We start from the raw sequence: 13,270 nt of genomic DNA, 5'->3' as shown, positions 1-13,270 counted from the left end.
CGCCTGCCGCGCGCCATGGACGAGGCCGCCGCGCCCGGGCAGACTGGCAGCAAAACGAGAAAGGAGGGCCGTCCATGCCAAGACGCCGCACCTTGATCGCTTCGCTGGCTGCGGTCCTGGTCGCCGCCGCGCTGCCCGCCCTCGCCCAGGGCGAGCTTGTGGTCGAGAAGCGCGCCTTCGAGATCCCGCGCTTCACCACTGAGGCCGGGCAGACCATCCCTCGGCTCAGGATCGGCTACCAGACGGCGGGGCAGCTCAACGAGGCGCGCGACAACGCGGTGCTGATCGCCCACTTCTTCTCCGGCACCTCGCACGCTTTCGGCCGGCTTTCTCCCGGCGGCCCGCCCGGCTACTGGGACGCCATCATCGGCCCCGGCAAGCCGATCGACACCAACCGCTTCTTCGTCGTCTCCGCGGATACGCCGGTGAACCTGAATACCGGCGACCCGAGCGTGATCACCACCGGCCCCGCCACGCCGAACCCTGAGACCGGGCGGCCCTGGGGCCTCGCCTTCCCCGTGCTGTCCATCCGCGACTTCGTCGAGACGCAGAAGGCGCTGCTCGACCATCTCGGCGTGCGTCGGCTCGCTCTCGTCGCCGGCGCCTCGATGGGCGCGTTTCAGACCATCGAATGGGCGGCGGCCTATCCCGACATGGTGGTCCGCGCGATGCCGGTCGTCGGCTCCGACCGTGCCGATGCTTGGCTTCTCGGCTGGATGGACATCTGGACCGCGCCGATCCGGCTCGACCCCGAGTGGAAGGGCGGCGCGTACTACGGCGGGCCGGGGCCGGTGCGGGGGCTCGCCGAGGCGCTGAAGATCGTCACCCACCACGCGCGCGACTGGCCCTGGGCCGACACCATCGGGGTGAAAGCGGCGGAGGGGCAGGACCCGCGGGCTTCGGTGACGCAACGTTTCGCCATCGAGAAGTGGCTCGACGATGCGGCGGCGGCGCGTGCGCGGGTGGCGGATGCGAACCACTTCCTCTATCTCGCCCGCGCCAACCAGTTGTTCCTCAAGCAGTACGAGAGCCCCGAGGCGGCGCTCGCGCGCTCGCGCGCCCGCTGGCTCGTGGTCGCGGCGACGGGGGACCGCATCTTCCCGATCGAGGCGAACCGGCGTCTGGCCGCCACGCTGCGCGCGCAGGGGCGGGCGGTGGAGCTTGTCGAGCTCGACGGCGCGCTCGGCCATCTCGAGGGCATCGTGTCGATCGCCAAGGCGGGCGACGCGATCCGGCGCCTGTTGGCGGAGTGACGGCGTCGCACCGGCCGCGCAACGTAACGAACTGTTCAAGGAAGCGTCACGCGGCCCGGCTCCCCCGGCGGTAGTGTGCGCACGCTGACGCACACCTCAGGGGGAGCCATGCCGCGTCTTGTTCTCGCCGGCGCACTCGCGTTCGGCGTCCTCACCTCGTCCGTCATGGCGGGGCCGCTGGTCGATCGTCCGCTGGTCATCGCGCATCGCGGCGCGAGCCAATACCTGCCCGAGCACACGATGGAGGCCTACCGCCTCGCCGTCGCCATGGGCGCCGATTTCATCGAACCCGACCTCTTCATCACCCAGGATGGCGTGCTTGTTGCGCGGCACGATCGTTCCCTCAACGCGACCACCAACATCGTCTCGGTCGCCGCCACCAACCCCGCCCTGTTCGCCAAGGGCACGGGCAGCGGCGCGTCGCGCCAGTACAACATCGACAATCTGACCTACGACGACATCCTGCTCGTCTCGGCCCGCTCGCGCGGCACCACCGGCTACGCCGTGCCGCCGAACGCGTATTACACGGGCAGCGAGAGCTTCGTCGTGCCGCGCTTCACCGACGTGCTCGATTACCTGTTCGACCTCTGGCGGGAGACCGGCAGGGTGGTCGGCGTCTATCCGGAGGTGAAGACGATTTCCGGCCAAGCCGCCTACAACCGCTCGATCGCGGACGCGATGCTCGCCGCGCTCGCCGATCCGCGCTACGAGGGGCTGTTCGACGGCAGCCGCAACAACGTCTTCCTGCAGTCGTTCGACCTCTCGATCATCCAGCACCTGGCCGAGCGGACCAGCCTGCCGCTCGTGTTCCTCACCGGCATCTGTCCGACGGCGGCTCAGCTCGCTCAGATCGCCGAGGTGGCGCAGGGAATCGGCGTCTCGGTGGCGAACGTCAACGAGGCCTGCGTCGATCGCGTGCATCAGGCGGGGCTGCTGATCCATGTCTACACGTTGTCGAACGCCAACCCCGGCCTGCACGAGACCGTCTACGCGCTCGGCGTGGACGGGATCTTCAGCAACGCGCCCGATACCGCGAAGCGGTTCCGCGACGCGCTTTATCCGGAGCCGGTGAGCGAGCCGGCCTCGCTCGCCCTCTTCGGCTTGGCGCTGATCGGGTTCGCCGGCCTCCGTCGCCGCCTCGCGACCTGAGGGGAGGGTGCGGTCGGCCCCTTGTGCGGTCGGCCCCCTGAGTCGACGGAACGGGGGGCTTGCGTAGGCCTGCCCCCTCGCCGCATCAGAGGGGTCAAGGGGGCCGGTAGCTCAACGGTCAGAGCGGGCCGCTCATAACGGCTTGGTTGCGGGTTCGAATCCTGCCCGGCCCACCGCGGCACCGGCGCGATTTCGCCACCCACCGGGCGCGACGCCGGTGCCTCCACCGACGCCGCCAGCGCGCCTTTAGGGACCGACCGAACCGCGCGCGCCCGTGTCCGCGCAAGCGGCAGCCCGCGGCGCCGGCTCCGCCACCTCGCCACCCGGGGCGAGCCACGACAGCGCGGCCTCGGGCCAGGCCCAGGCCTCGCCCGCATGCCAGATGCGGAGCGGGGGGATGGCGGCGAGGCGGGAGAGTGCCTGCACGAAGGCGAGCGGCCAGCCCGCCACGAACCAGCGCCCGTGCGGTGACCGCGCACTCCAGCTTCGGAGCCCCTGGACGAGCCCGTGCCAGTCGGCCCGGCTCAGCGGCGGTCGCGGCGACAGCGGCGCCTCCGCCGATGCCCAGGACGGTGCGATCCAGACGAGGTCGTCGGCGCGCGCCTGGCCGACCGCCTTGAACCACGCGCGCGCCGCGATCGCGGGCGGCGTCGGCGCCCCATCCTGCCACGCCGCGTCGCGCCGCCCGTCGGCCGAACCGCTCGGCAGCCAAGCCGCGTCGTCCCAGCGGTCGGGTGCCGGCGCCGACGGCAACGGCGGCAGGGCATCGAGCGAGCGCTCCTCGCCCACCACGACGAGATAAGGCGCACATGGCCCCGACGGCTCGTGCCAGGCTGGGGGGCCACTGCCGTTGTGGTCGAGCGCCTGCGGCCAGACCGCACCCAGGACGGGCACCATGCCCTTGGCGCGCCAAACCCCCTCGGGCAGGGCATTCGCCCACTCCTCCCACGCCCGCCTTTCGGCCCATTGGCGGACCGGGATGGTTCGTGACCCCATCCCCACATGCGGGGGCACCGCGTCGCCGCAGCGGCGCAGGCTCGACGCGGCGCGATCGGGCGCTCCCGCCAACGTCGCCAGCGCGTCGGGCCAGCGCGCATCGAGCACCCCCGCGTCCCGCCGCCACACGGAGACCGGTCGCGGTCGGTGTCGGCACAGCGCCTCGTTCAGCCGCGTGATCTCGGCAGGCGGCATCTCCTCGGCGGCGGTGACGAAGATCCAGTCGGCCAGGGCGAGCTGCCCCTGCACCGGCGCGAGAGGCAGCCGTTCCCGCCAGGTCGGTCCGTGCACCAGGGCGAGCACGACCAGGTCGGTCAGTCCGTGCGACCGCAAGGCCTCCAGGATCGGGCCGGGATCGGCCAGCCCCGAGCCTTCGATCACCACCGGCCGGTGCTCGCCCCGCGCCAGTCGCGCCACCGCCTCGGCCATCGCACCTCCAACCGCGCAACAGCCGCACCCGCCGGCGACCGATACGACCGGCACGCCGGCGTCCGCCAGACGGTCGGCGTCGAAGTTCTCCGCCCCCGAGTCGTTGACGAGCAGGGCAGGCCGGTGGCGTCGGATAAGCCACGGCAGCAGCACGTGACGGAGGAAACTCGTCTTGCCGGCGCCGAGGAAGCCGGTGACCAGGATCCCCTCCGGCAAATCCCCCCCACCGCCCGCGGCGGCGGGCGCGGTCACGCGAGGACGGCCCGGCTCCCGACGCGCTCGAACACCGCGTAGTGCGTGTTCAGCACCATGCCCTGGGCCTGGCCGCTCGTTCCGGTGGCGATTCGTCCTGCGATCGCCCACTGCGCGGTGTCGACCACCAGCACCTCGTCGCTCCTGCGGTTGCTGATGTAGGCCTTGCGGCCGTCCGTCGTGAAGGCGACGTGCCCGAGATGGCCACCTCGCCCGGCATCGATCGTGGCCACGGTACGGAAAGTCTGCAGGTCGAGGACGGGAACCCGCGTGTCGTTGTACTGGGTGATCAGGGCGAACCGTCCGTCCGGCGTCAGATAGGCGTGTCCGGCGCCCCGGATGCCGAGCTGGAGCGTGGCGAGGCGCCGCCGCGTGCGGGCGTCGAACACTTCGACCGAGCCGCCTTCCAGGGCGCCGCCGCTGCCGCGATTGCAGACGATGAAGGCGTCGCCGGCCGTCGTGAAGGTGCCGTGATGCCCCTCGATCCGCGCGGGATTGGCCACCTCGTCGGCGGAGAGGGTCATCGCGACCTGCCCCGTCCGTCGCAGGGCCATCGGCTGGCTGGCGTCGAAGATGACGACGAGGGGCCGCGAGCGCGCGGTCTTCGGCTCGACCGCCTCGAGCGTGACCCAGAGCTCGCGCCCGAGGCCGTCGAAATAGTGGGGATTGCCCTCGACCGGAACGGTGTGGACCTGCAACGACTCTGCGTCGATCACGACCACCGCGTTGTCGGCGTAGTTCCCGATCGCGTAGTGCCGGCCGTCGTGCAGCCACAGACCGTGCATGGTGACGTCGCCGCTGTGCTGGGTGTTGCGGACCGGGATCTCGACCGTGCGGACCCGGTCGGAGGCGACGTCGACGAAGGCGATGCGGGTCTTGCCGTCATCGAGCCCCGAGTGGTTCAGCGCCACCGTCTGCCCGTCGGGCGAGACCACCGGGTGCTTCGGCCGGTTGCCGGTCTCCAGGGTCGAGGCGACGCGCAGGGTCTGGGCGTCGATCTTGACCAGCGTCCGCTGCCCGGGCGCGTTGTTGGCGACGTACAGCCAGCGCCCGTCCGGGGTGAGGCTGCCGAGCGTTCCGCCCGCGCCGCCGGTGACGATGCGTGCCGCGATGCTGTCCGTCGCGGGATCGATCGCCACCACGGCACCGTCGCCGCGCAGGGCGAACACCGGCCGTAACGACGCCGCTCCGCCCTCGCCGGTCCCGCTCGCGCATCCTCCGAGAGCCCAAAGCGGCACGGTCGCGGACAGCCCTGCCGTGGCCAGGATCCTGCGGCGATCGATCATGGACGTTTCCCCTTCGTTCCTTCGATTGTTTCGAGACGATACGATCGAAGCGGGCGATCGGAAAGGGGTTTGCTCGGCCGGGATGATCCGATCGTGTCTTCCGCCCGGCGGTCGATCGATGCCGAGCCGTTATGGCAGGGCATCGAGCGGAAACATCGCGACCCATCAGCGGTGTCATCCGGCCTCCGACGCCGATCGGGCGATGGATCGCGACGCGCGCGCGACCGCGGGCCGCGCGCGAGCCGGCGAGGGGAGAGTGGGTCGGAGGCGAACGGTCCGCCGTGGAGAACGGACGGCGGCCCGGCGAACGGAAGGCTTTGCGCTAACCGATCGCCCGCATCGCCTCGGGCGATTCGGGCAGCACCTGCCCGCCGTCGACCACGAGCGTCTGGCCGGTGATGTAGGCCGCCTCATCGGAGGCGAAGAACAGGGCGGCGTAGGCGACGTCCTCCACCGAGCCCAGGCGACGCAGCGGGATCGCTGCCGTCATCTCCTGCAGGTAGCTCTCGCCGAGACCAGCGAGCCCCTCGGTCGCGATATTGCCGGGCAACACGGCATTGATGGTCATCCCCAAGGGCGCGAGTTCCATCGCTGCGGTGCGCAGGAACCCGAGCTGCCCGGCCTTCGCCACGCACGCGCGTCAGCCTGATCACGGTGTCGGAGAACGCGACCTTCCGCGCCGACGACCCCGACCGCGACCAGCCCGTGATCATCCGCGTCTATCGCCCGGGCTACCACACGCTCGACGAGATCGAGGGCGAACTCGCCTGGCTGGAGGCGTTGCGGCGCGACCGCATCGTGACCACGCCCGAGGTGCTGCGCACGCGCGCGGGCGAACGCGTGATCGCGGTCGCCGACGGCGGCGAGACGCGGGCGCTGGCGGCCTTCTCCTTCCTGCCCGGTCGGGAGCCGTCGGCCGACGAGGCGCTGGTCGATGGGTTCCGCACCCTCGGCGAAATCAGCGCCCGGCTGCACGCTCACGCCCGCGCCTGGCGGCCGCCGGCAGGGTTTCGGCGCAAGCGCTGGGACTTCGCCACCACGCTCGGCGAATCGCCGCACTGGGGCCCCTGGCGCGCTGCCCTGGGCCTTGAGCGCGAGGGCGAAGCGGTACTCGCCCGTGCCGTCGCCCGGCTGGCCGAGCGACTTGCCGCCTACGGCACGGGGGAGGATCGGTTCGGCCTCATTCATGCCGATCTGCGGCTGGCCAATCTCCTCGTCGACGAGGAGAGGATCGGCGTCATCGACTTCGACGACTGCGGCTACGGCTGGTTCGCCTACGATTTCGCCGCCGCGGTGAGTTTCCTCGAGCACGATCCGATCGTGCCCGCGCTGATGGAGGCCTGGGTCGAGGGCTATGCTCGGGTCGCTCCGCTGGAGGCTGCGGATCGCGCCATGCTGGAAGATTTCGTCATGCTGCGGCGGATCCTGCTCACCGCCTGGATCGCGAGCCACGCCGAGACGCCGACGGCGCGCGAGGCCGGGCTCGAGCGCTACACGGCGGGCACGGTGATGCTGGCGGAGCGCTACCTGCAGCGGCGGTGAGACGGAGCCTTCGCCAGGGAGCGCGTCGAGCGGGAGGATGTCGGGGAATGACCGCGCGGCCGAAGACGATCCTGGAGATGAACGCGTTCCGCGGTGGCGAGGCGCACGATCTGCTCGCCCGCCGCCTCGCCAACACAGGGGCGGCGACGGTGCTGTTCTACCGCGACCCGCTGGTTCTGGTGCGCGGCCGCGGTGCCTGGGTCGAGGCGGCGGATGGTCGGCGCTTCCTCGACGCCTACAACAACGTCTTCCCGCTCGGTCACGCCCATCCGCGGGTCGTGGCCGCCCTTGCGCGCCAGGCGGGCGAGATCGCGATCAACAGCCGATACCTGAACGAAACGACGGAACGCTACCTGGAACGCCTCAAGGCCACCCTGCCGGCCGCCCTCGAGAACGTGGTCCTGGTCTGCACCGGCAGCGAGGCGAACGATCTCGCCCTGCGGATCGCCCGTGCCGCAACCGGCCGCCAGGGCGTCATCGTCACCGAGACGGCCTATCACGGGAACACTGCGGCCGTGACGGAGATTTCGCCGGCGTCCTGGAAGCGCGGTGGGCCGCCGCCGTTCGTTCGTCTCGTTCCCGCGCCGTCGGCCGCGCACTCCGGCGATGATGTCGCCACCGGCTTCGCGCAGGCGATCGCGCTCGCTGCGCGGAGCCTCGAGGAAGCCGGCTACGGCCTCGCCTCCTTCATCTGCGACACAGTCTTCTCCTCGGACGGGGTGCATGTCGATCCGCCGGGCTTCCTCGCTCCTGCCGTGGCGATGGTTCGCCGGCATGGTGGGTTGTTCGTCGCCGATGAGGTGCAGCCTGGCTTCGGGCGGACGGGGCAGGGGATGTGGGGGTTCGCCCGCCACGGCGTCGTGCCGGACGTGGTGACCATGGGCAAGCCGATGGGCAACGGTTACCCGATGGCGGCCGTCGCCACACGGCACGAACTCCTCGCCGCCCTGTGCGAGCGGGCGGGGTATTTCAACACCTTCGCCGCGACGCCGGTGGCGGCGGCGGTCGGGAACGCCGTGCTCGACGTGCTCGAGGAGGAGGGGCTGATCGCCAATGCCGCCCGCCGCGGCCACCAGCTGAAGGCCGGCCTGCTCGCCATGGCGCAACGCTCGCCGCTCATCGCCGCTGTCCGTGGCGCCGGCCTGTTCATCGGGGTCGAACTCGCGGGCGACGACGCGCCCGCCCGGGTGGAGGCACTCGTGGATGCGCTGCGCGAGCGCGGTGTGCTGGTCGGGGCGGCAGGGCGTTACGGCGAGACGGTGAAGATCCGCCCTCCGCTCTGCCTCAGTGAAGAGGAGGCCGGGTTCTTCCTCGACGCCTTTGGCGATGCCCTCGCTGCGGTGGCGCAGCGCGCCCTCGGCTGATCCCGACGCTCACGCCCGCCGGGCGCGGTGCTGTCGAGCAATGCGCCGGCGCGTTGCGTTGCCGTCCCTGCACCGGTCCAGGCGTCGGTCGTCCATTGCGGCGGAAGCGGGAAGGCCCGTGGCCAACCGGGTGAAAGAAGGGCGGCTTGGGCGGGTGGTGGAGCTGAGGGGAATCGAACCCCTGACCTCCTCATTGCGAACGAGGCGCTCTCCCAACTGAGCTACAGCCCCGCCTCCGAGCCTCGGTGTATTGGGCGGAGCGAACAACAAGTCAAGAACACCGCGGGTCTGCCTCGTCTGCCGCCACGCCATGCCCTCCGCCCGGCATGCCTTGCATCGGCCGAGCCCCCGCCGCTAGGGTCCGCCCGCCCGCCAACCGCCGGACTCCACCCGATGTATGCCCTGTTCTGGCTGATCGACACCGTCCTCGAGCTGATGATCTGGCTGCTGATCATCGCGGCGGTGTTCTCCATTCTGCTCGCCTTCAACATTCTCGATACGCGCAACCGGTTCGTCTGGACGGTGGGCGATTTCCTGCATCGGGCGACGGAGCCGCTGCTGGCGCCGATCCGCCGCTTTTTGCCCAACTTGGGGGGGATCGACCTCTCGCCGCTCGTCTTGATCCTGCTCCTGCAATTCCTGCGCATCTTCCTCGCCACCACCATCGTTCCGGCTCTGCGGTGACCTTGCCCGATGCGTTTTTCTTCCCGGTGCGCGTGTCGCCCCGCGCCCGCAAGGCGGGTGTCCTCGGCCGAACAGTGAAGCCCGACGGCAGTGTCGCGCTGCGGGTCGCCGTCACCGAACCGCCCGAGGAGGGCCGGGCGAATGCCGCCCTCTGCGCCTTGCTCGCCGACGCCTTCGGCGTGCCGTCCGCCGCCTGCCGCGTCGTTCGAGGGGCCAGCGCTCGCGACAAGCTGGTTCGCATTGCGGGCGACCCGACCGCCCTGGCCGCGCGCTTCCAGGCCCTCACACGATGACCGCGGTCGTGCTCGACGGCCGGGCACTTGCCGCGCGGGTGCGGGCCCGCGTGCGCGAGGAGGCCCGCGCCGCCGGCGTAGTGCCCTCGCTGGCCGTGGTCATCGTCGGCGAGGATCCGGCCAGCCGCCTCTACGTGCGCAACAAGACGCGCGCCGCCGCCGAAGCAGGCTTCCGCGAGCAGACCATCGCCCTCTCCGCCGACACCTCCGAAGCCGCCCTCCTCTCCGTCGTCCGGCGCCTGAACGACGACCCGGGTGTGGACGGGATCCTGGTCCAGCTCCCCCTGCCGCCGCAGATCAGGCCCCAGGCCGTGATCGAAGCGATCGACCCGGCGAAGGACGTCGACGGGTTTCATCCGCTGAACGCGGGCCGCCTTGCCATCGGCAAACCCGCCCTCGTGCCCTGCACGCCGAAGGGCGTGATGACCATGCTGCGCGAGGCGGGCGTGCCGGTCGCCGGGGCGCGCGCCCTCGTGCTCGGCCGCTCCACCATCGTCGGCCGGCCGATGGCGGCCCTGCTCACGCTCGCCGATGCAACGGTCACCCTCGCGCACAGCCGCACCCGTGACCTCGCCACCGAGTGCCGCCGGGCCGAGATCCTGATCGCCGCGGTCGGGCGGGCGGAGCTCGTGCGGGGGGACTGGGTCGCGCCGGGGGCGGCGGTGATCGATGTCGGGATCAACCGGACCGGCGAGGGGCGGCTGGTCGGCGACGTCGCCTTCGCCGAGGCTTTGCCGCGCGCGGGCTGGATTTCGCCCGTGCCGGGCGGGGTGGGGCCGATGACGATCGCCTCCCTGCTCGAGAACACCCTCGCCGCCGCGCTCGCGCGACGGGGGGGCGCGGTGGGGTCCGCGGCATGATCGGCTGGCGGACCCTGCAGGTGATCGCGGTCGTTGCCCTGATCGCTTGCCTCGATCTCGCGCTGAAGGCGACCCCCGTTCTCGGCCCGGAGTGGAACCCGGGGCGGCTGCTCTACGCCGGCTCCGGCATGGTCACCGCGCTCACCCTGTTCGCGCTCGGCGCGATCGGCATCGGGCAGAGACGGCTCGCGGAGAAGCTCGAGCGGTTGCTTGAGCGTCGCGACCGCGACGACTCGCGGGGCTGAGGGGAAGGCAGGTCAGCCCCAGTCGAGCGGCGGGGCGCCGTGCTTGGTGTGGATGGCGTCGATCAGCGCCCGCTCGAGCCCGAGCCGGCCGGCGAGGCGACGCAGCCAGGCGTGCTCCTCGGCATGCGCGAGATCGATCGCCTCGAGGCTCGCGATGTAGAGCTCGACCGCGCGCAGGCGGGACTCGCAGCAGCCCTCCACCACCGCTTCGATGTCGAGGGGGGCGCGGAATTCGCGCTCGATCCAGTCCATCACGTCGGGGTGGAACTCGGCAGAGCCGATGCGATCGAGCAGACGTTCCCGTTCGGCTTCCGTCAGCGCGCCATCGCATTTCGCCGCCGCGATCATCGCCCGGATCAGGCGCAAGCTGTGATCGGTGGCGGCAGGCCCGTGCGGCATCAGCGTGCCGTCGTGGCCTTCCGCCTGCTCGGTGGCGACGATGTGGCGCGCGCGTTCGGCGATGCGGCCCGCCAAGGATGCGGCGACAGGGGTGGCGCTGTTCATCGGATCGTCCTCCCTCATTCCACCACACTGCGGCGGCGGCTTCGGGTCGGCCTTGATTTGAGTCAGGCGCACACGTGGCCCCTTGGTCCTGCGCCTCGCTTCGTGCGGTCATTCCACGTCCGTGCCGATTTGTTGCCGTTCGGTGACAGGCGTGGCGGGAAGGAGCGAGGCGATGATTGCACGACGCGGCATGATGGTGCGCATTCTGTCCCTGGCAGTGGTCGGGCCGGCCGCTGGTCAGCAGAGGTTGGGGCTCGTGGATCGGCGCGGCATCGCGGCCTACCAGGAGCGCGTGCTGCCGGGGTTGCTGCGGGAGATCCACCGCGTGGCCGGGTTCGAGCTTCCGGTGGAGATCGACTGGGAGAACGTGGTGGTCGAGCCGCTTATCGGTCAGGGCGAGCAGTTCACCGAACCGGAGTTCTTCACCGCGATTTACTTCCTTCCCCTGATCGAGGCGCTGAAGGCGATTGACCGCGATGAGATGGGGCGTGATGCGCTGCGGGCCGGGTTGAAGCGCGTCGTCGTGGCCTACAAGCCGTGGGAGGAGCACCCGCTGTTCGAGAACGGCGTGCTGTCGTTGCGCTGGCGGGCATGAACCAACGCGGCGGATGTGCCGTACTGGACGCGGCAGATCGTCGAGGTGTTGGAGAAGGGGCTGTAGGGCTGCCGTGGTTGCCGGGGCGCGGAGCGCCCTGCCGGGCTGGCGGGCCGCACCGGCGGCCTGCCGGACCGGCCGCTGCGGTTTGCGGCCGCACCGGGCATCGCTACACTCCTTCCCCGCGCCGCCCGCCGATGCCCGCAGCTGCGGTTTGCGGCCGCACCGGGCATCGCTACACTCCTCGTCGTGCAGGCGGCCGAGCGCGCGCAGCTGCGGTTTGCGGCCGCACCGGGCATCGCTACACTCGAGCTTGCGCCGCGCCCAGGGGCCGACGAGCTGCGGTTTGCGGCCGCACCGGGCATCGCTACACTCAAGCGACGGATCGGGATGAGATGTTGCTTGCTGCGGTTTGCGGCCGCACCGGGCATCGCTACACTGGATCTGGCGCGACTTCGTCGAGACCCCCAGCTGCGGTTTGCGGCCGCACCGGGCATCGCTACACTCTGCCGCCGAGGCGCCGCCCGCTGCGCCAAGCTGCGGTTTGCGGCCGCACCGGGCATCGCTACACTCCGCTGCCCGAAGGGCTCTGCGGCTGCCACGCTGCGGTTTGCGGCCGCACCGGGCATCGCTACACTGCTGCGGCGGAGGCCCTCACCATCCTCTCGGCTGCGGTTTGCGGCCGCACCGGGCATCGCTACACTCAGTTCGGTGCGTTCGCCCGAGCCTGGGGCGCTGCGGTTTGCGGCCGCACCGGGCATCGCTACACTCCGACCGGCATCTCAGCCGCCCTCGCTTGCGCTGCGGTTTGCGGCCGCACCGGGCATCGCTACACTGGCGCACCGAAAAGATGGAAGCCTTGGTGCGCTGCGGTTTGCGGCCGCACCGGGCATCGCTACACTACGAGCAACGTATTCATCCGCCGCCGCGCCGCTGCGGTTTGCGGCCGCACCGGGCATCGCTACACTCATAGGTCATGACTCCTTTCAGCGTTTCACGCTGCGGTTTGCGGCCGCACCGGGCATCGCTACACTTGATGTGGCCGCCCACGATCTTCGAGTTCGGCTGCGGTTTGCGGCCGCACCGGGCATCGCTACACTGCGTATCAAGATTGGCGATCCACCACGTTGGCTGCGGTTTGCGGCCGCACCGGGCATCGCTACACTTCATCGCGAACGCGTTTGCTACTTGATCTGGCTGCGGTTTGCGGCCGCACCGGGCATCGCTACACTCGACCTCCCCTGCGTGCCAGTCCGATAGTAGCTGCGGTTTGCGGCCGCACCGGGCATCGCTACACTTTGATGCTGCACTCGCTTGTCATCGTGCCAGCTGCGGTTTGCGGCCGCACCGGGCATCGCTACACTTTGGGGATTAGACGAAAACAAGACCGCCGAGCTGCGGTTTGCGGCCGCACCGGGCATCGCTACACTTTGATGCTGCACTCGCTTGTCATCGTGCCAGCTGCGGTTTGCGGCCGCACCGGGCATCGCTACACTCCGCCGGGCTGGGAGTATCGAACAAAACAAGCTGCGGTTTGCGGCCGCACCGGGCATCGCTACACTTGCCCCTTGCAGCGGCGACCCCGCCTGGGAGCTGCGGTTTGCGGCCGCACCGGGCATCGCTACACTACGATGGCAGAGAACGAGACCGCCGCGATGGCTGCGGTTTGCGGCCGCACCGGGCATCGCTACACTTCAGCCGATCAGCTGGCGCCGCTCCGCGTAGCTGCGGTTTGCGGCCGCACCGGGCATCGCTACACTTGGCGCGGGTGCTCGACCTCTATCCCTCTCGCTGCGGTTTGCGGCCGCACCGGGCATC

General features: G+C 70.8%; 13 protein-coding genes, 2 tRNA genes and 1 CRISPR repeat array (1 of these 16 cut by a window edge). Of the genes, 10 read left to right on the top strand and 5 right to left on the bottom strand.

All coding sequences use genetic code 11. From position 1 onward, the window contains the following. Positions 1–74 precede the first annotated feature (74 nt). The 3 genes from DWB05_RS04475 to DWB05_RS04465 all read left to right on the top strand — a co-directional run bounded on the left by DWB05_RS04475 (position 75) and on the right by DWB05_RS04465 (position 2,575). Positions 75–1,253 (top strand): E22 family MetX-like putative esterase, encoded by a 1,179-nt coding sequence (locus DWB05_RS04475; RefSeq protein WP_114375409.1) that lies wholly within the window; start codon positions 75–77, stop codon positions 1,251–1,253. A 108-nt stretch (positions 1,254–1,361) separates the two neighbouring features. Continuing rightward, on the top strand, positions 1,362–2,402 hold the full coding sequence (locus tag DWB05_RS04470; RefSeq protein ID WP_114376552.1) for a glycerophosphodiester phosphodiesterase family protein: 1,041 nt from the start codon (positions 1,362–1,364) through the stop codon (positions 2,400–2,402). Positions 2,403–2,502: 100 nt separating this feature from the next. Then, positions 2,503–2,575, top strand: a tRNA-Ile gene (locus DWB05_RS04465). A gap of 73 nt (positions 2,576–2,648) precedes the next feature. Here the strand turns inward: DWB05_RS04465 and DWB05_RS14835 are convergent. The 3 genes from DWB05_RS14835 to DWB05_RS04450 all read right to left on the bottom strand — a co-directional run bounded on the left by DWB05_RS14835 (position 2,649) and on the right by DWB05_RS04450 (position 5,996). Continuing rightward, positions 2,649–4,079: a GTP-binding protein gene (locus tag DWB05_RS14835; protein ID WP_198669047.1), complete on the bottom strand. Its 1,431-nt coding sequence runs from the start codon at positions 4,077–4,079 to the stop codon at positions 2,649–2,651. Then, positions 4,076–5,365 (bottom strand): YncE family protein, encoded by a 1,290-nt coding sequence (locus DWB05_RS14830; protein ID WP_198669046.1) that lies wholly within the window; start codon positions 5,363–5,365, stop codon positions 4,076–4,078. Before DWB05_RS14830 ends, DWB05_RS14835 begins: the two co-directional genes overlap by 4 nt. Before the next feature lie 322 nt (positions 5,366–5,687). Beyond that, positions 5,688–5,996, bottom strand: a complete 309-nt coding sequence (locus tag DWB05_RS04450) for an SDR family oxidoreductase (RefSeq protein WP_232818381.1) — start codon at positions 5,994–5,996, stop codon at positions 5,688–5,690. A gap of 23 nt (positions 5,997–6,019) precedes the next feature. Here DWB05_RS04450 and DWB05_RS04445 point away from each other — a divergent pair, with 23 nt between their 5' ends. Both DWB05_RS04445 and DWB05_RS04440 read left to right on the top strand, forming a co-directional pair. Next, entirely contained in the window at positions 6,020–6,907 is an 888-nt protein-coding gene (locus DWB05_RS04445; RefSeq protein WP_232818380.1) for a phosphotransferase enzyme family protein, read from the top strand. Positions 6,908–6,954: 47 nt separating this feature from the next. Further along, entirely contained in the window at positions 6,955–8,271 is a 1,317-nt protein-coding gene (locus tag DWB05_RS04440) for an aspartate aminotransferase family protein (RefSeq protein ID WP_114375403.1), read from the top strand. Positions 8,272–8,426: 155 nt separating this feature from the next. Here the strand turns inward: DWB05_RS04440 and DWB05_RS04435 are convergent. After that, a tRNA-Ala gene (locus DWB05_RS04435) sits at positions 8,427–8,502 on the bottom strand. Positions 8,503–8,664: 162 nt separating this feature from the next. Here DWB05_RS04435 and DWB05_RS04430 point away from each other — a divergent pair. The 4 genes from DWB05_RS04430 to DWB05_RS04415 are packed head-to-tail and all read left to right on the top strand — an operon-like array spanning position 8,665 to position 10,353. Further along, complete coding sequence (locus DWB05_RS04430) at positions 8,665–8,955, top strand: YggT family protein (RefSeq protein ID WP_114375401.1); 291 nt, start codon at positions 8,665–8,667, stop codon at positions 8,953–8,955. Next, on the top strand, positions 8,952–9,248 hold the full coding sequence (locus DWB05_RS04425) for a DUF167 family protein (protein WP_114375399.1): 297 nt from the start codon (positions 8,952–8,954) through the stop codon (positions 9,246–9,248). Before DWB05_RS04430 ends, DWB05_RS04425 begins: the two co-directional genes overlap by 4 nt. Then, the gene (folD, locus tag DWB05_RS04420) at positions 9,245–10,108 is read left to right on the top strand and encodes a bifunctional methylenetetrahydrofolate dehydrogenase/methenyltetrahydrofolate cyclohydrolase FolD (RefSeq protein ID WP_114375397.1); all 864 of its coding nucleotides are present in this window, start codon (positions 9,245–9,247) and stop codon (positions 10,106–10,108) included. Before DWB05_RS04425 ends, folD begins: the two co-directional genes overlap by 4 nt. After that, positions 10,105–10,353: a hypothetical protein gene (locus DWB05_RS04415; RefSeq protein WP_114375395.1), complete on the top strand. Its 249-nt coding sequence runs from the start codon at positions 10,105–10,107 to the stop codon at positions 10,351–10,353. Before folD ends, DWB05_RS04415 begins: the two co-directional genes overlap by 4 nt. A gap of 12 nt (positions 10,354–10,365) precedes the next feature. On the opposite strand, the gene DWB05_RS04410 is transcribed toward DWB05_RS04415, so the two are convergent. Then, positions 10,366–10,857, bottom strand: a complete 492-nt coding sequence (locus DWB05_RS04410; RefSeq protein WP_157967073.1) for a DUF533 domain-containing protein — start codon at positions 10,855–10,857, stop codon at positions 10,366–10,368. A gap of 172 nt (positions 10,858–11,029) precedes the next feature. Here DWB05_RS04410 and DWB05_RS04405 point away from each other — a divergent pair, with 172 nt between their 5' ends. Further along, entirely contained in the window at positions 11,030–11,452 is a 423-nt protein-coding gene (locus DWB05_RS04405) for a hypothetical protein (protein ID WP_114375391.1), read from the top strand. 140 nt (positions 11,453–11,592) lie between these two features. Beyond that, positions 11,593–13,270: direct repeats of the CRISPR family, unit length 36 nt; unit sequence GCTGCGGTTTGCGGCCGCACCGGGCATCGCTACACT; it runs 1,393 nt beyond the window's last position.

The organism is Elioraea thermophila (ex Habib et al. 2022), assembly GCF_003336755.1.
Lineage (GTDB): Bacteria > Pseudomonadota > Alphaproteobacteria > Acetobacterales > Acetobacteraceae > Elioraea > Elioraea thermophila.
The sequence above is the reverse complement of the archived record's forward strand: the minus strand, read 5'-3'. Positions and strand labels throughout refer to the sequence as shown.